Source organism: Thermodesulfovibrionales bacterium (genome assembly GCA_035686305.1).
Taxonomy (GTDB): domain Bacteria; phylum Nitrospirota; class Thermodesulfovibrionia; order Thermodesulfovibrionales; family UBA9159; genus DASRZP01.
This window is the reverse complement of record DASRZP010000046.1, coordinates 12,997-34,755: the sequence shown is the minus strand read 5'-3', so window position 1 is coordinate 34,755 and position 21,759 is coordinate 12,997. Positions and strand designations below refer to the sequence as shown.

The 21,759-nt window shown below is 49.8% G+C and carries 32 protein-coding genes and 1 CRISPR repeat array; of the genes, 20 read left to right on the top strand and 12 right to left on the bottom strand.

Annotation, left to right across the window (positions count from 1 at the left end; genetic code table 11):
• Nucleotides 1-117: 117 nt before the first annotated feature.
• Nucleotides 118-435 carry a hypothetical protein gene (locus VFG09_05285; GenBank protein ID HET6514554.1) on the bottom strand — a complete coding sequence of 106 codons (318 nt, stop codon included), beginning with the start codon at nt 433-435 and terminating at the stop codon, nt 118-120.
• Between the two features lie 878 nt (nt 436-1,313).
• Between VFG09_05285 and VFG09_05280 the strand changes: the two genes are divergently transcribed.
• The 7 genes from VFG09_05280 (at nt 1,314) to VFG09_05250 (ending at nt 5,280) form a co-directional block, all read left to right on the top strand.
• Nucleotides 1,314-1,544, top strand: a complete 231-nt coding sequence (locus VFG09_05280; GenBank protein ID HET6514553.1) for a hypothetical protein — start codon at nt 1,314-1,316, stop codon at nt 1,542-1,544.
• Nucleotides 1,545-1,555: 11 nt separating this feature from the next.
• Complete coding sequence (locus VFG09_05275; protein HET6514552.1) at nt 1,556-1,777, top strand: hypothetical protein; 222 nt, start codon at nt 1,556-1,558, stop codon at nt 1,775-1,777.
• A 394-nt stretch (nt 1,778-2,171) separates the two neighbouring features.
• On the top strand, nt 2,172-2,396 hold the full coding sequence (locus VFG09_05270) for a DUF4258 domain-containing protein (GenBank protein ID HET6514551.1): 225 nt from the start codon (nt 2,172-2,174) through the stop codon (nt 2,394-2,396).
• Nucleotides 2,393-2,617, top strand: coding sequence for a DUF2283 domain-containing protein (locus VFG09_05265; GenBank protein ID HET6514550.1), 225 nt, complete (start codon nt 2,393-2,395; stop codon nt 2,615-2,617). The genes VFG09_05270 and VFG09_05265 overlap by 4 nt, the downstream gene beginning before the upstream one ends.
• Before the next feature lie 238 nt (nt 2,618-2,855).
• The gene (locus VFG09_05260; protein HET6514549.1) at nt 2,856-3,026 is read left to right on the top strand and encodes a hypothetical protein; all 171 of its coding nucleotides are present in this window, start codon (nt 2,856-2,858) and stop codon (nt 3,024-3,026) included.
• Entirely contained in the window at nt 3,023-3,229 is a 207-nt protein-coding gene (locus tag VFG09_05255) for a DUF2283 domain-containing protein (protein ID HET6514548.1), read from the top strand. Before VFG09_05260 ends, VFG09_05255 begins: the two co-directional genes overlap by 4 nt.
• 335 nt (nt 3,230-3,564) lie before the next feature.
• On the top strand, nt 3,565-5,280 hold the full coding sequence (locus VFG09_05250; GenBank protein ID HET6514547.1) for an IS1634 family transposase: 1,716 nt from the start codon (nt 3,565-3,567) through the stop codon (nt 5,278-5,280).
• Between the two features lie 142 nt (nt 5,281-5,422).
• Here VFG09_05250 and gnd read toward each other — a convergent pair whose 3' ends face one another.
• The 8 genes from gnd to VFG09_05210 form a co-directional block, all read right to left on the bottom strand.
• The gene (gnd, locus tag VFG09_05245; protein HET6514546.1) at nt 5,423-6,331 is read right to left on the bottom strand and encodes a decarboxylating 6-phosphogluconate dehydrogenase; all 909 of its coding nucleotides are present in this window, start codon (nt 6,329-6,331) and stop codon (nt 5,423-5,425) included.
• Between the two features lie 3 nt (nt 6,332-6,334).
• Nucleotides 6,335-6,979, bottom strand: coding sequence for a hypothetical protein (locus VFG09_05240; GenBank protein ID HET6514545.1), 645 nt, complete (start codon nt 6,977-6,979; stop codon nt 6,335-6,337).
• Complete coding sequence (pgl, locus tag VFG09_05235; protein ID HET6514544.1) at nt 6,976-7,734, bottom strand: 6-phosphogluconolactonase; 759 nt, start codon at nt 7,732-7,734, stop codon at nt 6,976-6,978. The genes VFG09_05240 and pgl overlap by 4 nt, the downstream gene beginning before the upstream one ends.
• 69 nt (nt 7,735-7,803) lie before the next feature.
• Nucleotides 7,804-9,348, bottom strand: a complete 1,545-nt coding sequence (gene zwf, locus VFG09_05230) for a glucose-6-phosphate dehydrogenase (protein ID HET6514543.1) — start codon at nt 9,346-9,348, stop codon at nt 7,804-7,806.
• The gene (rpiB, locus tag VFG09_05225; protein ID HET6514542.1) at nt 9,345-9,800 is read right to left on the bottom strand and encodes a ribose 5-phosphate isomerase B; all 456 of its coding nucleotides are present in this window, start codon (nt 9,798-9,800) and stop codon (nt 9,345-9,347) included. The genes zwf and rpiB overlap by 4 nt, the downstream gene beginning before the upstream one ends.
• A complete protein-coding gene (locus tag VFG09_05220; protein HET6514541.1) occupies nt 9,800-10,663 on the bottom strand; it encodes a transaldolase family protein in 864 nt (287 codons plus the stop codon). The genes rpiB and VFG09_05220 overlap by 1 nt, the downstream gene beginning before the upstream one ends.
• A complete protein-coding gene (locus tag VFG09_05215) occupies nt 10,660-12,492 on the bottom strand; it encodes a transketolase (GenBank protein ID HET6514540.1) in 1,833 nt (610 codons plus the stop codon). The genes VFG09_05220 and VFG09_05215 overlap by 4 nt, the downstream gene beginning before the upstream one ends.
• Nucleotides 12,493-12,641: 149 nt before the next feature.
• The gene (locus VFG09_05210; protein ID HET6514539.1) at nt 12,642-13,532 is read right to left on the bottom strand and encodes a universal stress protein; all 891 of its coding nucleotides are present in this window, start codon (nt 13,530-13,532) and stop codon (nt 12,642-12,644) included.
• A 385-nt stretch (nt 13,533-13,917) separates the two neighbouring features.
• On the opposite strand from VFG09_05210, the gene VFG09_05205 reads away from it, so the two are divergent.
• From VFG09_05205 to VFG09_05180, 6 genes are read left to right on the top strand one after another with little or no spacing between them, the layout of a single operon-like run.
• Nucleotides 13,918-14,181 carry a type II toxin-antitoxin system prevent-host-death family antitoxin gene (locus VFG09_05205; GenBank protein HET6514538.1) on the top strand — a complete coding sequence of 88 codons (264 nt, stop codon included), beginning with the start codon at nt 13,918-13,920 and terminating at the stop codon, nt 14,179-14,181.
• Nucleotides 14,174-14,455 carry a type II toxin-antitoxin system RelE/ParE family toxin gene (locus VFG09_05200; protein ID HET6514537.1) on the top strand — a complete coding sequence of 94 codons (282 nt, stop codon included), beginning with the start codon at nt 14,174-14,176 and terminating at the stop codon, nt 14,453-14,455. The genes VFG09_05205 and VFG09_05200 overlap by 8 nt, the downstream gene beginning before the upstream one ends.
• A 49-nt stretch (nt 14,456-14,504) precedes the next feature.
• On the top strand, nt 14,505-14,738 hold the full coding sequence (locus VFG09_05195) for a hypothetical protein (GenBank protein ID HET6514536.1): 234 nt from the start codon (nt 14,505-14,507) through the stop codon (nt 14,736-14,738).
• Nucleotides 14,728-15,624, top strand: coding sequence for a type I-C CRISPR-associated protein Cas7/Csd2 (cas7c, locus tag VFG09_05190; GenBank protein HET6514535.1), 897 nt, complete (start codon nt 14,728-14,730; stop codon nt 15,622-15,624). The genes VFG09_05195 and cas7c overlap by 11 nt, the downstream gene beginning before the upstream one ends.
• Before the next feature lie 12 nt (nt 15,625-15,636).
• Nucleotides 15,637-16,221: a four helix bundle suffix domain-containing protein gene (locus VFG09_05185; GenBank protein ID HET6514534.1), complete on the top strand. Its 585-nt coding sequence runs from the start codon at nt 15,637-15,639 to the stop codon at nt 16,219-16,221.
• Nucleotides 16,218-16,592 (top strand): Dna2/Cas4 domain-containing protein, encoded by a 375-nt coding sequence (locus tag VFG09_05180; protein ID HET6514533.1) that lies wholly within the window; start codon nt 16,218-16,220, stop codon nt 16,590-16,592. The genes VFG09_05185 and VFG09_05180 overlap by 4 nt, the downstream gene beginning before the upstream one ends.
• A 291-nt stretch (nt 16,593-16,883) precedes the next feature.
• Here the strand turns inward: VFG09_05180 and VFG09_05175 are convergent, their stop codons facing one another.
• Nucleotides 16,884-17,138, bottom strand: a complete 255-nt coding sequence (locus VFG09_05175) for a Txe/YoeB family addiction module toxin (GenBank protein ID HET6514532.1) — start codon at nt 17,136-17,138, stop codon at nt 16,884-16,886.
• Nucleotides 17,135-17,386: a type II toxin-antitoxin system prevent-host-death family antitoxin gene (locus VFG09_05170; GenBank protein HET6514531.1), complete on the bottom strand. Its 252-nt coding sequence runs from the start codon at nt 17,384-17,386 to the stop codon at nt 17,135-17,137. The genes VFG09_05175 and VFG09_05170 overlap by 4 nt, the downstream gene beginning before the upstream one ends.
• A 123-nt stretch (nt 17,387-17,509) precedes the next feature.
• Here VFG09_05170 and cas4 point away from each other — a divergent pair, with 123 nt between their 5' ends.
• From cas4 to VFG09_05135, 7 genes are all read left to right on the top strand, one after another.
• Nucleotides 17,510-18,148 carry a CRISPR-associated protein Cas4 gene (cas4, locus tag VFG09_05165; protein HET6514530.1) on the top strand — a complete coding sequence of 213 codons (639 nt, stop codon included), beginning with the start codon at nt 17,510-17,512 and terminating at the stop codon, nt 18,146-18,148.
• A gap of 137 nt (nt 18,149-18,285) precedes the next feature.
• The gene (locus tag VFG09_05160) at nt 18,286-18,513 is read left to right on the top strand and encodes a DUF433 domain-containing protein (GenBank protein HET6514529.1); all 228 of its coding nucleotides are present in this window, start codon (nt 18,286-18,288) and stop codon (nt 18,511-18,513) included.
• Complete coding sequence (locus tag VFG09_05155) at nt 18,510-18,878, top strand: DUF5615 family PIN-like protein (protein HET6514528.1); 369 nt, start codon at nt 18,510-18,512, stop codon at nt 18,876-18,878. The genes VFG09_05160 and VFG09_05155 overlap by 4 nt, the downstream gene beginning before the upstream one ends.
• Nucleotides 18,875-19,906 (top strand): type I-C CRISPR-associated endonuclease Cas1c, encoded by a 1,032-nt coding sequence (cas1c, locus tag VFG09_05150; protein HET6514527.1) that lies wholly within the window; start codon nt 18,875-18,877, stop codon nt 19,904-19,906. The genes VFG09_05155 and cas1c overlap by 4 nt, the downstream gene beginning before the upstream one ends.
• A 9-nt stretch (nt 19,907-19,915) precedes the next feature.
• A complete protein-coding gene (cas2, locus tag VFG09_05145) occupies nt 19,916-20,206 on the top strand; it encodes a CRISPR-associated endonuclease Cas2 (protein HET6514526.1) in 291 nt (96 codons plus the stop codon).
• Between the two features lie 182 nt (nt 20,207-20,388).
• A CRISPR array of direct repeats spans nt 20,389-20,622; the repeat unit is 32 nt; unit sequence GTCGCTCCCTGCGCGGGAGCGTGGATTGAAAT.
• 164 nt (nt 20,623-20,786) lie between these two features.
• A complete protein-coding gene (locus VFG09_05140; GenBank protein HET6514525.1) occupies nt 20,787-20,945 on the top strand; it encodes a DUF2934 domain-containing protein in 159 nt (52 codons plus the stop codon).
• Between the two features lie 12 nt (nt 20,946-20,957).
• Entirely contained in the window at nt 20,958-21,269 is a 312-nt protein-coding gene (locus VFG09_05135) for a hypothetical protein (protein ID HET6514524.1), read from the top strand.
• On the opposite strand, the gene VFG09_05130 is transcribed toward VFG09_05135, so the two are convergent.
• On the bottom strand, nt 21,236-21,757 hold the full coding sequence (locus VFG09_05130) for a SurA N-terminal domain-containing protein (GenBank protein ID HET6514523.1): 522 nt from the start codon (nt 21,755-21,757) through the stop codon (nt 21,236-21,238). The genes VFG09_05135 and VFG09_05130 overlap by 34 nt on opposite strands.
• Nucleotides 21,758-21,759 lie beyond the last annotated feature (2 nt).

Genomic DNA, 21,759 nt, shown 5'->3' with positions numbered 1-21,759 from the left:
GGATTTGCCCCCCAAAAGGCTGCCTAAAGGGGGATACTCAGATATGGCCCGGCCTGAAATAATCGCTCATGGGGCTTCTGGTGAAGCCGATTTTGGAGTAACAGGGTCCTTCCTACTTCAACGAGAGAAAGGGACAACTTCGTGTCCGTTAAAGAGAAACTTTTTTCTAAAGCTGACATTGCTGACCTCGCCAGCGGCAAAAACGTCCTTTATATGTTCGGTCTTATCACTTATGATGATATTTTCAATCAATCCCATTGGACCAAATTCTGCATGTACCTCAGTGCCGATCTGACGACATTCACCGGTTGCTCTAAATACAATGAAACTGATAATTAGAAACAGGCAGACAAACATAACAAAAGCATCCAGCCCGACGCCGAATAAGTGCGTTTTGCTTTCGTCTTTTGGTCTTGGGCGGCGTGGCTGATGCATGTCGTTCGGCGTCCCGGCGCATGCGCAATGCCGTCGGCATGTGCGCAGATGCGCAGATAATAACGGCAGTGCGGGCTACGTCTAAAAGGGACGCCCGCAAGAAGGAGAAAATCACTTCATGCCTCCACCGGAACAGTTCGTATCAGCCGCAGTAGAAGAATTACATAAAACAATACGAGAAGATAATAAAGCAACTGAGCGCCGAGCACGCCGGGCTGAAATAATTGCAATAATCGCAGCAATCATAGCTGCACTATCCATATAATTAAAGATATAGCCATCTGGTACTTTACTAAGAAATAAATCATATCAAACCTCCAACACCAGAAATATAAACAGCCCAATAGGGACTGTATACGACAAATATGACAACTATAAAGCGCCGGGACGCCGAACGCGCCGGATTGACAAGGACAGAGCCGTGAAAGAGGCTGATCGCCCGGAGAGTTCGGCTGCTGACGACGCCGAACAATCCGGATCGAGCAGCCGAACAAACGGCGGCTCATCCGGCGCGTTATGCCATCAGATAATCTAAGAAACGGAATACTAAGAACCATCCTTGTCGCTCTCTCCTTTGTTATCGGAGCCGCCGCAGGTTACCCCGCATTACTATTCGTAGGCATGCCATTTTGGAAACACATTATCGCCCCTGCCTTTAATTTTGTAGTAAACGATTTGTTCGGTGCTTTCATAAGCGGCAGTGGTTTGTTGGGTGGTGTTTTATTTGCTTTCAGTTATCTATTGTTTGGTATTTATTTTCTTTTCTTCCTCATAGCAGGCGGCTATCTGGCTGCGAAACTGTGTTTAAGGCTAATAGACCATTGATCCTTGCACACGCCCAACTATGCAAATTTTCTCAAAAATGATTAAAATTGAGCATGCACTTCAAGATAATTGGTAAGATACGGGAAATCGAAACAATTGCTACGGGACATGGAATAGAAAATTTAAACAGATTGAACAAGATATACGGAAAGTCAAACTGGAGAAAAATGAAAGGCATTTGCCGTATAGAACTGGAAGACGGTGCAGTACTTGAAGCAGAAGTTCATTGGTGCGAGGGGCACGGCATCGGGAAAAGAGAAACAAAAATTAAGAAATATTTATGAGGAGAACGGCTATGAAAAGACATTTTATGATATGTGTTGACAATCGCGGCTACGAAGCATCCTTGGAGAAAAGAAAACTATACGAAGTATTGACCGACAGGGCGGCTGAAAAACATCATCAGATAAGGGTCGTTGATGAATCAGGCGAAGATTACTTGTACCCGGAGAAGTACTTTGCTCCTATACGCCTGCCGAGCATCACAAAAGACAAATTGGAACTTACGGCGGCATAACAACGCCTTCAACCAGACGCTGAATAAACGCGACACTTTTTTGTAAGCGCTGTTCCCTGCGCTGGTTAAGGCATCTCGTTATGTGCCAATAAATAATCGGAAATAGTAATAATTTCCATACGGCGAAAGGGATAGACGAGTTTTCTTGCAGAATTGATTGCTGAGCTCTTTGGCTGGTTCGGACTTGGTCAAGCTGTAAAGGACTTTGAAAAAAGCAATAGAAAAGGAGCAATGGTATTGCTTGGCTTATTTTTCTTAATGTTGATGGGAATTCTTATTTACATCACTTACCGCAGTATACGGTTCTTCACAACACATTAAAAATAACATCAAGAACTCCGGGATATCGCCTCAACAATCTGCAAATAAGGTATAATTCTGATAGGTTCTTACTATGGAGATAAAATTTTCACGACATGCTAAGCGACGGGCGAAACTCTATGGAATTCCTGAATCCACGGTAGCTGCTATTTTGGCAAAAATGAACTTGTCTCAGGGCGAACATGAAATTATCAAAGATATAGGGCAAAAGTATCCTTTGAAAATTGTTGTCTCCGTCAAAAAGGATACTTTGTCAGTCATAACAAATTATCCTTTGAAGAAAGGAAGGAAAAAATGAAAGTGCATTACGATAAAGAAGTTGATGCTATCTATATTAAATTGGGGTCTCAAAAGCCAGACGGGGTAATTGAAATTTCTGAAGGTGTCAATTTGGATACAACTTCTGAAGATAAAATAGTCGGCATCGAAATACTTCATGCTTCCAAGAAAATGAATATCAAGACAATTCTCTCATATGAACTTGAACTCGACAATAAATTATTACAAAAGACAGCATAACACAGCCTTCAACCCAGACGCGGATTAGCGCTGATTTGGTTTTGGCATAGGGGATTGCCTGCGCTGGTTAAGGCAACGTTCCCGCCGGGCATCATTGCACGTTTGGCTGCTGGTCAGATTGTAGCTTCGACACGGCACTAAGATAAGAAAAATGATAAAATAAGCCATGAAATGTACGCAATATTTCTTGTTTATGAAGAATCGTCCCGACAGGGCGCCAATTAAGGAAGAATGGATTTTGGATGCAATGAAAAATCCTCTTCAGCAAGACGTGCAGGCTGATGGAAGGATAAGAAAATGTAAATTTATAGATGAAGTCGGGAAATATCTAAGAGTGATCCTTTTGGAGGACGGCGAAACCGTCCATAATGCTTTCTTTGATAGAAGTTTTAAGGAGGAAGAAAAATGAAGATTCGTTATTTCACAGATACGGACACAGCCTTGATTGAGTTTTCAAATGTTGCTGTTGTTGAAACAAAGGAAATATCCGAGAATCTTTATATCGATTTGGATGAGAAGGGCAATCTTGTAAGCATGACCATCGAACATGCGAGAGAGAAGGCGGGTCTCTCCGAAGTTTCTTTTCTACAAATGGAAAAAACAAACGCCTAACAAATCACTCACGCGGATGGCTAATAGCCACCGCACAGTTCCGTCGTTATTAATGGTCTCATAATAGTCTGCACATTCTTGGCCGTCATTCCCGCGAAGGCGGGAATCCACTTTGAACAGAATGGATGCCCGACTAAGGATCTCGGGCATGACCAACAGGAGTTTCGGAGATCTCTCGTGATTTAGTCGACAACCCGTTGAAAACTATGATAAATTCTGCATCAAAGATGTAAGACCCACCTAAGCACCGGGAAATTCCTTTAGAAATAGTTGTCGTTATTGACTGCGTGCATTTTGTGCTTGACATTGTAAGACCCTTATGATATGCTTCTATCATGGCTCACTTGCATAAGAAGATGAAATCGGGAAGACCCTATTATTACATCCGCGAGATTCAGCGCGTTAACGGCAAGCCTACTGTCGTGAACCAGGTGTACCTCGGCTCACCCGAAAGGATCCTCGAGCTGTTTACAACGGATCAGAAGGGGACATTGACATCGCTTTCGTCCCGAGAGTTTGGCGCTCTGTTTATCTTCAACGAAATCGACAAGGAGGTCGGGTTTACCGAGATCGTGGACTCGGTCGTTCCTGCCAAGGGCAATGAGGAAAGGCCCACGGTAGGGGAATACTGTTACTACGCTGTACTGAACAGGATCATTGAACCGTTAAGCAAACTGAGGCTTCCTGAATGGTACAAGAAGACCGACATTCAGCATATTCGCCCTGTCGCGATAGAGCGACTGAACTCCAAAGCCTTCTGGGACAAATGGGATAAGGTAGATGAGGGGTCGGTAAAAGAAATCTCGCAGAGGTTCTTTCGCAAAGTGAGGGAAATTGTTCCGGTGTCTGCGGATTGTTTTTTGTTTGATACGACGAATTATTACACCTATCTTTCAAGCAAAACAGAATCCGATCTAGCGGTCAGGGGAAAGAATAAGGACGGCAAACATCATCTGAGGCAATTGGGGCTAGCTCTTCTCGTAGAACGCTCTTGGAACATTCCGGTTTACTACCGTCTGTATCCGGGAAACAGGCACGACAGCAAGGTGTTGCATGAAAGTATCGAGGAGCTTTTTAGGGAGATCTGTTCTTGGGGAAAGACCAAGGAACGGTTGACCGTTGTCTTTGACAAGGGCATGAACTCAGAGGACAACGTTGAATATATCGATGAGAACCAGCGGGTCCATTTTATTACGAGCTACTCTCCCTTTTTCGCTGAGGATCTTGCAGGGAAAGATCTGAAACACTTCTCACCGTTATCGATACCGAAGAATCAGGACCTCAGGGAACGGGGAGAGGAAGGAGAACAAATCCTGGCATACAGAAACACCGGACAGTACTGGGGAAAAGATCGGGCGGTCGTGGTCACCTATAATCCGAGGACGCATCGGAAAAAGAAGATGGACTTCGAGCAGAAACTTAACAGCGTGAGGGAGGAACTTCTCCTGTACCGGAGAAACTATCGGGAACAGAGACCTCACTGGAAGGATGAGGAGTCCATACGGGAGAGGTACTATCGTCTTTGTGAGGATCTCCATATCGGTTCACAGTACTACGAGATTTCCTTTGCCAGCGGGGAGATGAGTTTCAGACAGCACCAGTATCAGATAAAGATCGCCATGGACCGCTTTGGAAAGAACATCATCATCACCGACAATATCGACTGGAGCACAGAAGAGATTTATCTGGCCTATAATGAGCGCAGTAAAATCGAAAGACAGTTCAGAAAGAGCAAATCACCCTTCAGCATAGCAGTGACCCCTCAATACCACTGGACAGATTCCAAGATACGGCTTCATATCCTGACCTGCGTGGTGGCTATGGTTTACTTCAGCATCTTCAGAAACAAGCTCAAGACAGCAGGGATAAACCTTTCCGCTGAGGACGTACTGAAGGAATTGAGGGAGCTGAGGACAGCTCTCTATATGGCCAAGGGCAGCAAAAAACTTAACAGGCGTCTTGAAGACCTAACGAAGACCCAATCCGAAGTCCTAAAGATCTTTGGATATGCAGTAAAGGACGGTTGGATCTTACAAAATTCAAAGCTGTAAACCAGCCATTATCAACCATTTGTGCCCTGTTGTCAGCTTAGATATCCGAAAGTCCTGTTGTTGATTGTTAGGACTCATTAGGGCTTATAGGTAACCACGCCCGAGGACTTAGTACTCTTTGCCCTTGTCACTCTGTGGCACATCACTTTTTCTTCTTTCTTACCGCATGACCGCCGAACTCGTTTCGCAGTGCGGCCAGAAGCCTGTCTGAAAAGGCGTCGGTCTCACGGGAATGGAAGCGCTGAAAGAGCGACAGCGCAATCAGGGGGGAAGGAGTGGCCGTCTCTATCGCCTGTTGGACTGTCCAGCGGCCTTCCCCTGAATCCTCGACGTATCCCTCGATATGAGAAAGGTCCCTGTCTTTCTTGAATGCGGCTTCTGCCAGTTCAAGGAGCCATGACCTGACGACGCTGCCCTGGTTCCAGAGATGGGCGATCTTCGAGAAGTCCATGCCCTTTGCGTAAGGCGAAGCATTGAGGATCGAAAAGCCCTCGCCATAGGCAGACATCATGCCGTACTCGATGCCGTTGTGGACCATCTTCACAAAGTGGCCGGCTCCCACAGGTCCGCAGTAGAGATAGCCGTCCTTCGGCGCAAGGGTCTTGAAGAGAGGCTCAAACCGCATATAGTCCTTTTTCTCTCCTCCAATCATGAGGCAATATCCGTTCTTGAGCCCCCAGATACCGCCGCTCACGCCAACGTCCATGTAATGAATCCCGTCTGGTCTGAGTTCCTTCTCATGACGGACGTCGTCCCGGTAAAAACTGTTTCCGCCATCAATGATCGTGTCTCCCTTCGAAAGGAGACGACGAAGGCTCTCTATCAATTCATCAACAGCGTTTCCCGCGGGTATCATCAACCAGACTGCCCGGGGAGGTTTCAGTTTTCCGACCAGTTCTTCGAGGGAGAATGCTCCATCTGTGCCCTCTTTCACGATCTCCCTTATGGGTTCCGGAGAACGGTTGTAGGCAACGACCCTGTGCCTGCCTCTCATCAACCTTCTCGCCATATTCATTCCCATCCGGCCGAGACCTGCCATCCCTATCTGCATATCCTAACCTCCTTGAAGTTCACGAAGACGCTCTGCGAAGCGTCGGTAATTCTCCTTCGGATCGCCATGCAAGAATATCCTGCTTCCCACACAGACAGAATCAACCCCTATCCCCAAAAAGGTCTTCAGATTATCGAGCGAAACTCCACCGTCAACGGAAATTGCCTTGTCAGGGAACACCGCCCTTGCCTTCGCAACCTTATCCAATACTTCCGTCCTGAAGGGATTCCCGTAACAGCAGGGGTCGACCGTGAGAAAGAGCAGGCTCTGAACGCGGGATGAGATATCCCCGAGATCATCAATGCCTGTCTCGGGCTTAAGTGCAATGCCTGCAGTCAGTCCCCGTCGCTCTATTTCCCTGATAATCTCTGAATGGTTCTCTTCCACCTCGACATGGAAGATCACTTTCCTGAGCTTCGGATTCGTTATCTGACTCAGGAATTCTGAAGGTTTCTGCACCATGAGATGGACCTCGAAGGTCAGGGACGCGTTAAGCCCGTTCAGTCTTTCTGGTCCAAAGCTCCTCGTCGGGACAAAGCTCCCATCCATGAGATCGATCTGGACGTAATCGGTAAATGATTCTGCCTGTTTCAGCCTCGCAAGGAATTCGTCAAAGTCTTCAGCGAGGAGGGCCGGAACGATCTTCATGACCCTAGTCCCACAATTTCTTCAGCCGTTAAGAGCTCCCCTGCTGCCCTGTCTGCCACAAAGAAGAGCTTTCCCTTGCCGGGTCTGACCAGAGTGGCAGGCAAAGAGCTTTCGCCCAGTATCACTCTTTTCAGGACCCCTGCCTTACCCTTCCCCTGGACAAGGAATACGACATTTCTCCCATTGTTTATCACCGGCAGCGTCAAGGTGATTCTGTCATGTCTCTTATTTTTAGGGACTGTTCCGACGACGAGGCGACTTTTTTCTTGTACCGCAGAGCTGCCCGGAAAGAGGGACGCTGTATGGCCGTCTTCGCCGATCCCGAGATGAATCAGGTCAAATCGAGGGAACTCGCCCTTTGAGAGTCTGAAGAACGTTTTGATATCCTCTTCGTACTTCCTCGCAGAAAGTTCCGGGGAAGGCTCATCCACGGGAACGGGATGACAGTTCTGTCTGGGAATACCTACTGAGTCCAGGAAGAGAGCGGTCACGAGCCCGTAGTTGCTGTCAGGGTGCGTCAAAAGCACAAAACGCTCGTCGACGACAAAGATATGGGTCCTCTCCCAGGGAAATGTTCCGCCGAGCGCGGAGAGTCCCTTGAAAAAATCGACGGGAGTCTTCCCGCCTGAAAGGGCTGCCGCGAAATACCCTCGTTCTTCAAGAGCTCCCTGCGCTATCTCTTTCCATTTCCCGATCATGAAACGGCAGATATCCTCAGCGGTATCAAGAACAACAATGTCGCGGTGACCATCCATTTGGCGGTTCCAAATCACAGGGCTTCGATCGGTGTCTGCCTGACAGTAATTTTCATCATTAGGGTTGCGTCAAGCCGTTATCCAGGAGCGGCCTTCATTCTTAAGGAGAAGGAGGGCTTCTTCAGGCCCCCATGTGCCTGCTGCGTAGTTTGGAAAATCAGCCGGAGCGAGATTCGCCCATCTGGCAACAATGGGGTCAACCACCTCCCACATCGTCTCAATCGCGTCCTGCCTGACGAAGAGGGTGAGATCTCCTCTGACACAATCGAGCAGGAGCCGTTCGTAGGCTTCCTGCTGCTTCGTCCCGAAGGTATCACGGTACTTGAAGACCATATTTGTCGAATAGAGACGGTTGTGCGAATGCGGGTATCCCACGTTGAAACGCAGTGTTATTTCTTCATCGGGTTGGATGGTCAGGAGAAGGATATTCGGTTCCATAACATCACAGGTACGTCCGAGAAGCCTGAGGGGAAGCCTCTTGAACTGGACGGCCACTTCCGTTATGCGCCTCTGCATCCTCTTGCCGGTCCTCACATAGAAAGGGACTCCTGCCCACCTCAGATTATCGATATAGAACTTCCCTGCAAAGAAGGTCTGGATATTGGATTCCGGTGAAACCCTCTCTTCCTCCCTGTACCCAGGCACCTCATCCTCCCCCACCTTCCCGGGGCCGTACTGCCCCCTTACCATAAATTTGTCGATATATGCATCATCCACTGGACGGATCGACCGGAACACCTTTACCGCTTCGTCCCTGAGAAAGTCGGCCTTGAATCCGACGAGGGGTTCCATCCCAACGAGCGCGATAAGTTGCAGCATATGGTTCTGCACGATGTCCCTGACAACGCCCGTCTGTTCATAAAAGGCGCCTCTGTGCTCGATGCCGATATCCTCTGCCACAGTTATCTGGATGTTATCGATGCATCTGCAATTCCAGAGCCGCTCAAATATCATATTGGAAAACCGGAAATACAGGATGTTCTGAACAGGTTCCTTGCCGAGATAGTGGTCTATACGGTATATCTGGTTCTCTTCAAAGGCGCCGGTCAGGATCGTGTTCAATGTCTCTGCCGACGCCCGGTCCCTACCGAAGGGTTTCTCGACGATGATCTTGGTGCGATAGGATCTCTTGCAGAAGTTATGCCGCAACAGTTTCTCGATCAAGACTGGTACGGTCTGAGGGGGAACGGCAAGGTAAAAAATGAGATCCTTGCCCCCGTCTGACGCAGGGATTGCGATGCGATCGATCGTCTCTCTCAATCTTCTATACGCATCGTCATCTTCGAAAAACCCTGAAAAGAAGAACAGATGTCTGCTGAATTCGTTCCATTGGTCTTCGTTGACGTGCTCCACGCCAAATTCCTGAACCGCCTCCTTCATCACCGAGCGGTATTCCTCATCGCTCATCTTGGACCTGCCGAAGCCGAGGACAGAAAAATCCTTGAGAATCCCTTCGGACCCGCAGAGGTGGAAGAGGGTGGGCATGAGCTTCCTTTTTGCGAGATCTCCGCCGCCGCCGAAAATGACCATGGTGAAAGGCTCAATCGCAAACGTCTCTCCGGGGACATCACAGGGTTGCAGGAACCTGCTGTCAATGGCGACTTCATTCATCATTTCATGAATTCCTTCTCGATGTTCTTAACCTTCTCGAGTCTTCTCACATGCCTCTCGGCTCCCGAGAACCCAGCCGAAAGAAAAGTGAGGACGATCTCCTTTGCCAGCTCCTGGCCGATGATCCTCTCACCGAGACAGAGCAGATTCATGTCATCATCCTCTACGCCCTGGTGCGCTGAGAAGGTGTCATGGCAAACAGCTGCCCTGATTCCGGGAAACTTGTTCGCGGCCACCGACGCGCCTACACCGCTGCCGCAGATGAGGATGCCCCTTTCTGCGTCTCTTCTCATGATAGCTTCAGCAACGGCCCTTGCAAAGTCAGGATAGTCAGAGGGGTCAGGACTGTTTGCGCCGAGGTCTTTCACCTCAAAGCCTTTTTGCCTCAAAAAACTTACCATGATTTCCTTAAGGAGAAACCCCCCGTGGTCTGATCCGATCGCTATCCTCATCATCACTTGATCAACGCGTTCCAGTCCTGAGAAAATTTCTCCATACCCTTATCGGTCAGATCGTGGGAGATATCGTAATCCTGCCAGTTCCTCGAAAGGTCGATATTCTTGTAAGGCATGGCCTTAAGATTCCTTGCATGGTAAACATATTCATCCCCCGGTACGGGCATCCCCTTTTCTCCCCATTCCTTCAGAATCGCAAAAGGTGACGTGACGATATCGGAACCGAGTTTCAGCGCGTAGAGGAGGTGGTCCATGGTCCTTACGCTTGCGGTGAGGACCTCTACATGGGCATTGCCCTTCCGGTACATCTTGATGATGTTCGCAATGAGGCCCATTCCGTTTTCTCCCCCGTCGTCAAGCCGACCGATAAAAGGAGAGACAAAGACATCCCCCCTCTTTGCAGCGCGCGTTGCCGCATAAACGGCAGCGGCCTGCTCCTGGGTAAAGCAGAGGGTCATGTTTATCTTCATCCCCTCTTTTACGGCCTCCTCAGCTGCCTTCAGTCCTTCGTGGGATGTGGGGAATTTGATCCTGCCGTTCGGTATCCAGGAAAACATCTCCTTCCCCTGTTTGAGCATCTTCTCAGCAGGGGTTGAAGCATCCGCATACACTTCAATCGAAATTGACCCCTGAGGCATCATTGCAGAAATCTCCCTAACGACGAAGTGATAGAAATTATAGATCTCCCCTTCGCTGAACTTGCCTCCCCCTTCGAGCCGTTTTTTTGCCTGGGGGTTCTTCGATATGAGGGTGGGATTTGTCGTCTGTCCGTCGAGGAACCCGAGAAGGTCAATGATCTGTCTCGTCTCGTGCGGGTCTCCTCCGTCCAAAAATATTTTCGTCTTCAGATTTTCCGGTCTCATAGGATCTCCTTTACTTTCTTTATAATGGCATGCCGTGAAATTTCCTCATAGTCGAGAAGCTCGGCAGGCTTGCCGCTCTTCGGCATCTTCCTCACTGCGAGGGAGTACACCGATACCGGTTTCGCTGCGAGCGCGCTCCTCACTGCCTCGCCTATCCCTCCTTCAGCAAAATGGTCTTCGACTGTGATGATCGCCTTTGTCTCTCCTGCTGCCTCATTCAGGACAGCCCCATCGATCGGTTTAACGCTGTAGAGGTCAATGACCCGTATGGAGGTCCCTTCCTTTTTCAGTTCCTCATAAGCGGCAAGTGCCTCGTGGAGAGTGATCCCCGCTGCAATAACGGTCACTGCATCTTGGCTGTTCCTCCTCAAGACCTTGCAACCTCCGATGGGGAATGCCTCATCCTTCCCATAGAGAACAGGGGTATCCTTTCTCGTGGTACGGATATAGACGATTCCCTTGTGTCTGGCAGATTCCTCCACCAGTCGTTCCGTCGAGACCGCGTCACTGGGATACAGCACCACGCTGTTCAGGAGCGTTCTGAACATGGCGATATCTTCGAGCCCCATCTGTGACGATCCGTCCTCTCCGATCGAGACTCCTGCATGGGAGCCGGAGAACTTGATATTAGCCCCGGAATACTGGCTCATCCGTATCTGGTCAAAGGCGCGGGTAAAGAAGGCCGCAAAGGTCGAGAGAAAGGGGACCTTCGACCTTCTCGAAAGGCCGAGGGCTGCTCCGACCATATTCTGTTCTGCAATGTACATCTCGAAGAAACGGTCTGGATAGGCCTCCCTGAAGAGCTCGGCAAAGGTAGAATTACTCACCTCGGCATCAAGGACGACCATATCGGGAAATTCAGGGAATATCCTTGCCAACGCAGCTCCGTATGCATGCCTCGTGGCAACCGCCTTATCCCCGCCGTACGGGAGATCGCGGGCCTTCTCGGCTACCTTTCGCTCGGGAACTCTGTCCTCGGGCTTCTGTATGTCTCCGCTGATTGATCTGTCTACAGGACCCAATTCCTCAAGGGCACGGCCCAACTCATCTCTTGTAAGAGCCTTGCCGTGCCAGCCGTTTCTGTTCTCAATAAATGATACCCCCTTCCCCTTCACCGTCTTTGCGATGATCATGGCCGGCTTGTCCTTCGTCATAAGAGCCTTGCCGTAAGCAGTAAGGATATCCTGGAATGAATGGCCGTCGATCACAAAGGTCTCCCAACCAAAGGCTGAAACCCTCCTTTCGTAAACAGAGAGGTCATGACCGTACATGGTCTCACCCCGCTGCCCGAGACGGTTCACGTCGAGTATACCGATGAGATTGTCCAGCTTATAGTATGAGGCAATCTCCATGGCCTCCCACTGTGAACCTTCAGCCATCTCGCTGTCTCCAAGGAGGACATAGGTCCTGTGAGGAAGCCTGTCGAGATATTTCGCGTTCAGGGCCATTCCGAGACCGATAGAGAGCCCCTGTCCCAGAGAACCGGTAGCGGCCTCAGTAAAAGGGAAGGCAAGGGTGGGATGCCCCTCGAGGGGGGAGCCGAATTTCCTCATCGTCATCAGTTCTCCCTCGCTCACCCTTCCTGCCGCAGCCCAGAGTGCATAGAAAAGGGGGGAGGCGTGGCCCTTCGAAAAAATAAGGCGGTCATTATTCGGATGGTCGGGCCGGTCGGTATCGAACCTGAAGACCCTGCCGAAGAGGAGCGCAGTCATGAGGTCGGTTGCGGAGAGTGAAGACGTGGGATGTCCGGAACCTGCCTCAGTCGTCGAGACAAGAATGAAGTAACGGATCAGCCTTGCGAGTTTTTCCAGATGCTCTTTAACTGACATAGAACCCTTTCTTCGCAACAAAACTTCTCCTAGAGAGAGAAGCCCGCCAGGAGCTGTTACAGAACATCAAAGCGCTTGCTGTCGTGACTAAATTCTATCAGGTTGGAGAGATTTGTCAATCAGGATCGCCGACAGACCGACCTGCCCTTTTATTCGCCTTTCCCGATGAGGACGGAACATTGAGCATGGATCAGGACGTTCCGTGAAACACTCCCCATCATCCCCCTGATTCCCCTGAGGCCTCTATGACCGAGGGCGATTACGTCGGTATGAAACGTAGCTGCAGCATTGAGTATTTCAAGGGATGGGTCTCCAATCTTCGTGAACCCCTCGATCGTTTCAAACCGTCCCCTAAGAAACTCCTTCGCCCCTTCAAGGATCCTCTCCGACTCTGCATACTCGATGGTCCGCGCCTTCATCACATCGTCCTTCACCCGCTCATCGATCTCCATAACAAACCTCTCAGGGATATCGGAGACCGGCGGCCATATGGTATGGAGGATGCTCAACTCCGTCTCTTCAGGGAAGGGTAAGACCTTCAGGAGCCGTGCAGCAGCATACGAATACTCCGAACCATCCGTTGCAAAGAGGACCCTCATCTTCCCCGGCAGAGTCTCCTGGGTGACCTTCACGATAAGGGCAGACTTCGGCGAGGTCATGGCAACGGCCCTGGTCACACTCCCGATGATAAGGGATTGAAAGCCTCGTAATCCTCTCGCGCCCATAATGATGAGGTCCGCACCTGATGCAGCGGCCCCATCGAAGATGGTCTTGTCCGGGTATCCCTCCTCGAGGGCGACACTGATCTTGGCTTTAGTGGACTTCAAAATAGTTACTGCCTCGTCAAGGATCCTCGGAGCGATCTCCTGTTTGACCCTTTTGAGACCGGCGTAATGAGATTCCTTGTCATCCTTGAAGGGGACCCAGCTTATTGCGTGGAGTACCGTAATCTCGTCGTCGGCCGCAAAGGGAAAGCGTGCAAGGAATCTCGCTGCGGCCCTTGAGTAGTCTGATCCGTCTGTTGCAAAGAGTATCTTCATGCTACGACCCTCCTCTCTGTCTCTGAATCAATCTTATCAAATGCGGGAGTGAATATGAAGGCCCGGAAAGTGAGTTCAGATGTCAATGGCCGATAAAAGACAAGCACTTAATTTGACAGAGATAGGAAATGGGTGTAGAGTTAAAGTGAAGTTCTCTAAAGAATTCTCGTCACTTTAAAGAGGGGATGAGTGGGGATTCGAGCAAACTGCGCTAATCAAATAATCAACACATCCGGACGCACGTACCCACGCCTTTGTGCCAACCTTTCGGAGCTACTCAAGGGGCTACCAAATCTTCGCCTCGGTTCAACATTTCGGGGTACTTGACAATGGTGATGAAGCTGTGCCATGGTAGCTATAAATGTAGCTACATGGAGGTGAGCCAATGAAATTTGCCAATGTCAGAGAACTTAAGAACAAGACCTCTGAAATTCTGAGAAATGCTGAAAAGGAAGCTGTGATAATCACATCCAAGGGAAAACCCCGGGCGATAGTGACGGCGATTTCAGAGGAGGATTTTGAGGACTATCTCCTCGAAAAAAGCGCTGCGCTCCATGATATGCTCGCGGAAGCCCAGGCAGAGTATCAGAGCAAGGGCGGCGTGAGCATGGAGGATTACCTGTCAAAAAGGAAGAAGAAGCGTGGATAAGTTTCATCTTATCCTTTCGCCGAGGGCTATTAGAGACCTTGATGCTTTCAATGATGCCGTCTGCAAGCGCATCACATCAGCTATGAAGATCCTCGAAGAAAATCCCTTTCCCCGAGGCAAACTGATAAAGAAGATTAAGGGAACCGCTTCAGATTATTACAGACTGCGGGCGGAGAAATACCGAGTGTTTTATTTTATCGAAGGTAATAGGTCTGTCGTTTTACGAGTGTTAAGCAAAAAAGATGCAGGCAAGTTTATCAGCAAGTTGAACTGATTGAACCTCCGGGCTGTTATTGCAGCGCTGTGATAGTGAGAGTGTCAAGATGGAGAATTTCTTTGCCCACAGTATTGAAGGAAAGCCGCCTGACGAATGGCATCGGCTTGACGAACACCAGGGGACTGTCCCAGATTTACGGACGGAGAGAAGCGGAGTCGTAGAATCGGGACTGTCCCCGGCTAAGAGGAGCGTGGCCCGCTTTGCTTCTACCATCAGCGAGCAGCATTTCGCACTAAGCGTGAAAGTAAGAAGAATAAAGGAGGGAATCAATGAGTCATAACGATCCTACCAAGCGAAACGAGTTTGTTTTGTTATTCGACGTAAAAAGTGGAAACCCGAATGGAGACCCCGATGCCGGTAATTTGCCGCGAGTGGACCCCGAGACTATGCACGGGCTGGTGACGGACGTTGCGCTCAAACGCAAAGTGCGTGACTACCTTCATCTCACGCACGATGTTTCCATTTTCATTCAAAGCAAGGTGGCTCTGAATACGCTAAAAGAACAAGTTGCTGACAAAGTCGAGCCTCCACTCAGCAAAGAGGAGCGGGGAGGCAAGAAGCCGATTCCCAGGCTTCAGTCCCAGTTGTGTAAAGAGTACTTCGATATTCGTATGTTCGGGGCTGTGCTGGCAACCGGCGAGGAAGGTGCGCGATTGAATGCCGGACAAGTACGTGGACCGGTTCAGTTCACTTTTGCCCGGTCAATTGATCCGGTGTTACCTTTGGATCTTGCCATTACCCGGCAGGCCCGCACAACGGAGGAACGGATGGAAACTGGTACTACCGAAATGGGCCGCAAGCCACTTATACCTTACGGGCTCTATCGTGCTCATGGATATTTCAATCCATTTCTCGCTAAGGAAGATAAGGGCACGGGGGTTAGTCAGAAAGACTTAGAGGCTCTTTGGGAAGCCCTCTCCAACCTCTTCGACTTCGACCGCTCGGCGGCGCGGGGAGAAATGGCCGTGCGAGGTTTGTGGGTCTTCACCCACGATAACGAAAAGGGGAATGCTCCGGCACACAAACTGTTTGAACTGATCAAGACTCCTTCGATAGGCGGTTCTCCGAGGAGCTTTACCGAATATGAAAGCAGAATCGATAAGCCCGAGCCCGGCAAGCTGGATTCAGCGGGGTTTCCCGGCGTGACTTTAACAAGGCTGGTGTAGAGGCACACCCCTATGACTAACCCAAATTCATTCCCCCACCTCATTCCCCCTCACGGCGGATACCGGAACCTTAAGTCCTATCAGACCGCGGAGATTGTTTATGACGCTACAGTAGTATTTTGCGACCGCTTTATTGACAAGAGGTCACGGACGCATGATCAGATGGTGCAGGCGGCGCGGAGCGGGGTGCAGAACATCGCGGAGGGAAGCACGGCCTCTGCGACCTCGAAGAAGACCGAACTCAAGCTGACCGGCGTTGCCCGTGCGAGCCTGGAAGAATTGTTGCTGGACTTTCATGCTTTTCTTCGCCAGAAGGGCTTGCGCATCTGGGCTAAGGATTCACCGGAGGCTCTTGCAGTGAGAAGAAAGTATTCGTCTGACAGGGCTGCCGCGTCCGACAAGTCGGACCCTTATTGTTTGAAGACGGCTTCACCTGAGATTGCGGCAAACACCCTTATTTGCCTGATCAACCAGGCCAGCTATCTTTTGGGGCGGCAACTTCAGAGGCTCGAACAACAATTCTTAACAGAAGGTGGCTTTACTGAAAGACTTTATCAGGCGCGCGCACAAGTGCGCAATGAAAGAAAGAAGACTTGAACTACACCGAGGACGACTTAATCCAGCTTTCAGCTTTGCAGCACTTCATATACTGCCCCCGGCAGTGTGCCTTGATCCACACCGAGCAGTTGTGGACTGAGAACCTTTTCACCGCCGAAGGTAGAATCATGCACGACAAAGTTGACACGGCGAATCGGGAATCGAGGGGAAGTATACGAATCGAATACGGCGTTCCCATGCGGTCACTCCGTCTCGGTCTCATCGGCAAGGCTGATGTGGTTGAATTTCATAAGATGGAGTTCGGACATGGATACCCTTTCCCGTTGAATACAAGCGCGGGAAGCCCAAAATGGATCACTGCGACAAGGTCCAGCTTTGCGCCCAGGCTATCTGTCTTGAGGAAATGCTGAATGTTGCGATACCGGAAGGTGCGCTCTTTTATGGACGGACGCGCCGCAGGGAAGATGTGGTTTTCGATGAAAAGTTGAGGCTGGAGACGGAAGATACGGCAAAAAAGGTGCATGAGCTGATCGAATCGGGGATGACGCCAAAAGCTGAATACTCAAAGAAGTGTAAAAAACTTCTTTGCTTGATCTTTGCATGCCTAAAACCTCTGGGAAGGCAAAATCGGTCAGCAGCTATTTGCTGGCGGCCATGGGTGAAGAGTGAAAAGGTTCAAAGAGAACGGATAAGCACAACATTCAATAATGATACCGCAATTGAGCGATAAAGATTGCATCTTCAGCAGGGCGGTAGACGATGCGGTGCTCGTCGTTGATGCGCCGGGACCAATAGCCGGAAAGGCCGTGTTTGAGGGGTTCGGGCTTGCCGGCGCCGGTGAAGGGGTCATGCATGATCTCGTGGATCAAGCGGTTGATGCGTTTCAGCATCTGTTTGTCGGTCTTCTGCCAGTACAGGTAGTCCTCCCAGGCGTGCTCCGAGAAGATGAGCTTCACCCCGCCAGTTTGCGGGCCTTGCCGCCGCCGCGTTCAAGCTCTGCGATGGATTCCAGAAGCCTCTTCGCATTCTTGGGCACGCGAAGAAGATATGCCGTCTCCTCAAGCGCCCTGAAATCATCCAGGGCAAGCATTACCACTGATTCTGCCTTCTGTCTGGTGATGATGACGGGCTCATGGTTTTCGCAGACTTCTTTCATGGTTGACGCAAGACGGGTGCGCGCAGCTGAATATGTAATCGTGTTCATGATAAACCTCCTTGTACATATTATTGTACAATATGAGATAAAGGCAGTCAAGACAAGCAAGGGCGGATTTACTGAAAGGCTTTATCAGGCGCGCTCACAAGTGCACTACAGGAGAAAGAAGACTTGAGCTACAGTGAGGACAACCTGGTTATGCTCTCAGCCTTGCAGCACTTCATGTATTGTCCGAGGCAGTGCGCTCTGATACATATCGAGCAAGCATGGAGCGAGAATCTCTTCACTGCCGAAGGCAGGATCATGCATGACAAGGTTGACACGGCGAATAGGGAGACAAGAGGGAATGTTCGCATTGAATACGGTGTGCCGATGCGGTCGCTGAAGCTTGGGCTCATCGGGAAGGCCGATGTGGTCGAATTCCACAAGCACGATGATGGGAAATGGATTCCTTTTCCGGTTGAGTACAAACGCGGCAAGCCCAAGATGGATGATTGTGACAGGGTGCAGCTTTGCGCTCAGGCAATCTGTCTTGAAGAGATGCTGAATGTTGCAATACCACAAGGGGCTCTCTTTTACGGGCGGACACGCAGAAGGGAAGAAGTTGTTTTCGACAATGCATTGCGGATGGAGACAGAGGATGCTGCAAAGAAAACGCACGAGCTGATCGAATCGGGGATCACCCCGAAACCTGAATACTCAAAGAAGTGCAAGAAATGTTCTCTGCTCGATCTCTGCATGCCGAAGGCTTGTGAGAAAAAGACGTCGGCAGGGAACTATCTTGCAGGGGTTATCAAGGAATTGAAGTGAAGAAAGTGCTGCTAAAGAAAGATGCCGCCTAGGGTATGACGGATCACGCAGCGGCGAGTATTGCAAATTCATTGTCGAGGATATAATGAGATACGACAAAATAGAAGACGAAACTTTCAAAATATGGAGGTGCAAGTATGTTTAAGCGCATTTCAGTTGACGCCAAAATCTGTCACGGGCAGGCATGTATTAAGGGGACTCGCATTCCTGTTCATCAAATTCTCCACATGTTAGCAAATGGAGACACTATTGATGAGCTTCTTGAGGAATATCCTTCAATCACTCGCAAGGATATTCTTGCCTGTATTGAGTACGCTGCCGAACTGACCGAAGAGCAGATTGTTCCGGACGAAGTGGTAGCATGAAGATTTTCGTGGACGAAAACATACCGGCTGTGACGGTTAAGGAATTACGCAAGCACGGCCACGATGTGAAGGATATTCGGGGCACAGAAAGCGAAGGCATGACGGACGAAGATATATGGAAAATGCTGCTAAAAGACAAGAGGCTTCTGATTACCACAGATAAGGGTTTTTTAGAGAAACGCCGTGAAGATCATTACGGTATTTTGATTGTCCGGCTCAAGCAGCCCAACAGATTGAACATTCATCTCAAGGTCATGAAGGCAATGGGTCTTTTCAAGAAAGAGGACTGGAAGGGATTAACTGTTGCAATGCAGGATACATTTCACAGCGTCTGGAAAGCCAAAAAACGCGGTAAAGACAAGTGAAAAAGCTTCTTAACACTCTCTTTGTTACGACGCAGGGAGCGTATCTTTCGAAAGAAGGTGAAACTGTTGCGGTAAAGATAGACGGCGAAATCGCGCTGCGCTTGCCTGTACACACTCTTGGAGGAATCGTCTGTTTCGGTCAGGTTTCGTGCAGTCCATATCTCATGGGGTTTTGCGCCGAAAATCGGGTCGCCATCAGCTTCCTTACCGAGAACGGCGATTTCCTCGCAAAAGTCCAGGGGCCTGTGTCGGGCAATGTCCTTCTCAGGCGCGAGCAGTACCGTCGCGCTGATGACCTGAAGGCATCTGCATTTATTGCGCGTGCGGTATTGACTGGCAAGATTGCGAACTGCCGCACGGTGCTTCAACGCGCATTGCGCGATCATTCGGAGAAAATTGACACTGATGAGCTTTCTCAAACTTCACAGAAACTATCAAACTCGATACGACGTTTGCAAAATGAATCTCATCTCGACATCATCAGGGGGATAGAAGGGGAATCGGCGAATGCCTATTTTGATGTCTTTGACCATTTGATCACGTCACAGAAAGACGACTTCACCTTCCAAGAACGCAACCGCAGACCGCCGCTCGACAACTTGAACTGCCTGCTGTCGTTCATCTACACCCTTCTGATGCATGATGTACGTTCGGCCCTTGAATCAGTGGGGCTCGATCCGGCCGTGGGATTTTTGCACAGAGACCGTCCGGGGCGTTACGGTCTTGCGCTTGACGTGATGGAGGAATTCCGTCCTTTTCTTGCTGACCGTCTTGTGCTCTCGTTAGTCAATCTTGCGCAGGTGCAGGCAAAGGGATTCAAGAAAAAAGAATCGGGGGCAGTGTGGATGGACGATGATACAAGGAAGACGGTCCTCGTTGCTTATCAGAAGCGCAAGCAGGAAGAAATAGAGCACCCCTTTCTTAAGGAGAAGGTAGCAATTGGTCTTCTCCCTTATGCGCAGGCGCTGCTTATGGCGCGTTATCTCAGGGGGGATATCGACAATTATCCTCCCTTTCTATGGAAATGAGGATTACCCATGTTTGTGATTGTGAGCTACGATGTCGCGACTACAACTCCTGCGGGACAGAAGCGGCTGCGCAGAGTTGCGAAGGCTTGTCAGGATTACGGCCAGAGAGTCCAGTACTCTGTATTTGAATGCATCGTGGACCCCGCGCAGTGGACTATGCTGCGTAATAGGCTGATAGGAGAGATCGATCCTGAAAAGGACAGCCTGAGGTTTTATTACCTGGGCTCGAACTGGAAGCATCGCGTTGAACATGTGGGAGCCAAAGAGCCTTTAGACCAGGAAGGACCTTTGCTTGTCTGAACGTGTGCGAACCTGCAGCGTACATGATTTTCATGGGAAGTTCGCGGAGCGTAATATAACTTTGAAAAACAGAGAGTTTTGCAGATTGTTCTTTGACAACATAAGGATTCGCGGGAGCGAAAAAGACACTTCCGCAAATAGCGGACATTTTGCTCTTTAAGTTCAGTTGGTTTTGGCTTGGCAGTCGCTCCCTGCGCGGGAGCGTGGATTGAAATACAACTGAAATCCCCACGCCGTGGAGTCCCCCTGAGTCGCTCCCTGCGCGGGAGCGTGGATTGAAATGAGGTATTTATGTGTACGGCTACCGGAAAGTTACGTCGCTCCCTGCGCGGGAGCGTGGATTGAAATACTGGAAGACAACGCCGAAGTTGTCAATGCTGAAAAGTCGCTCCCTGCGCGGGAGCGTGGATTGAAATGTTATGAACCTTCGGACTATTGCAGGGAGATATGTTGTCGCTCTCTGCTCCGCCGTTGCAGATTTCACAAAAACTTAACAGTATCTTCATAATAGAGTAATTCAAATGATGTTACGCTTTAAGAAACGCCATTACCTTTGTTAGCCCGAAGGGAGGTGAGGAACGTGAACCTGCATGATTTCATTGAACAGATGGCATGCGAACTCTATGTGAAGAGCGGACAGATAGAGGGTCGCGACCTCGACAACTGGCTGGAGGCCGAAAGCATTGTGTGGAACGATATTGAGGAGGAGGCGCGATGGGTGCTGGAATTACGGACATAGAAGTTACGTGCGATGATCAGGAGTAAATCCTCTCCGTGCAGCCCGTCAGAACTTGAGGAAAAGGGGCCTGTGGGGAGCTGCCTTACTGTCCTTCTTCTTTTTCTTCCCGGACGAGGGGCGGCAGAGGGAGCAGCGGGCCTCGCTGCAGCACTGGCAGAAGACGCAATCAGGACAGGGATACTTTTGAGGAGCCTTCTCTTCTCCATGGCCTCTTCTCACCGAATCACCGAAGTTCGGGAGGACCTTCCCGAAAGGGATCCCTTGCAATACTTTCTCAAAGATTCACCGCCTCATCGCAACTCTTCCATGACGATCTTCACGTAGGCCCTCGCCCGCAGCTCGGCGATCTGTTCTTTTAACAACCTGTTCACCTCTTTCTCCGTGAGGTACTCCTCAATCTTGTCTCTCACCGCCTCATAGGGTGCTCCCTTGAAGTCCTGTATGTTTTTCGCATAAAAGTCCGCTGTCTCTTCCTCCTTGATTCTTATGAAGGCCCTGACTTTCAGTTCTACGTAATCATTGAAAAGTTCATCATCGGTCTTTGCCTCGAACTTCAGTCTCTTCGCCTCGTTGAGGATCAGGACCCTGTTGATCATGGTAGCGAGCACTTCTTTCATCGAGATGTCGGGCCGGACCTTCCTCGTCTTCTCGTACATCTCCTTCAGATCACTCAGGGTGATGACGGTATCGTTCACAAAGGCGACGCTCCGGTCTATAAGTTCTGCCTGTGCTTCGCCGCTATACCATAAGAACAGCAGAGTAAAGAAAAAGAGACTCAAGAAAACCGCGATCTTCGTGTTTCGCCCTTTCATCT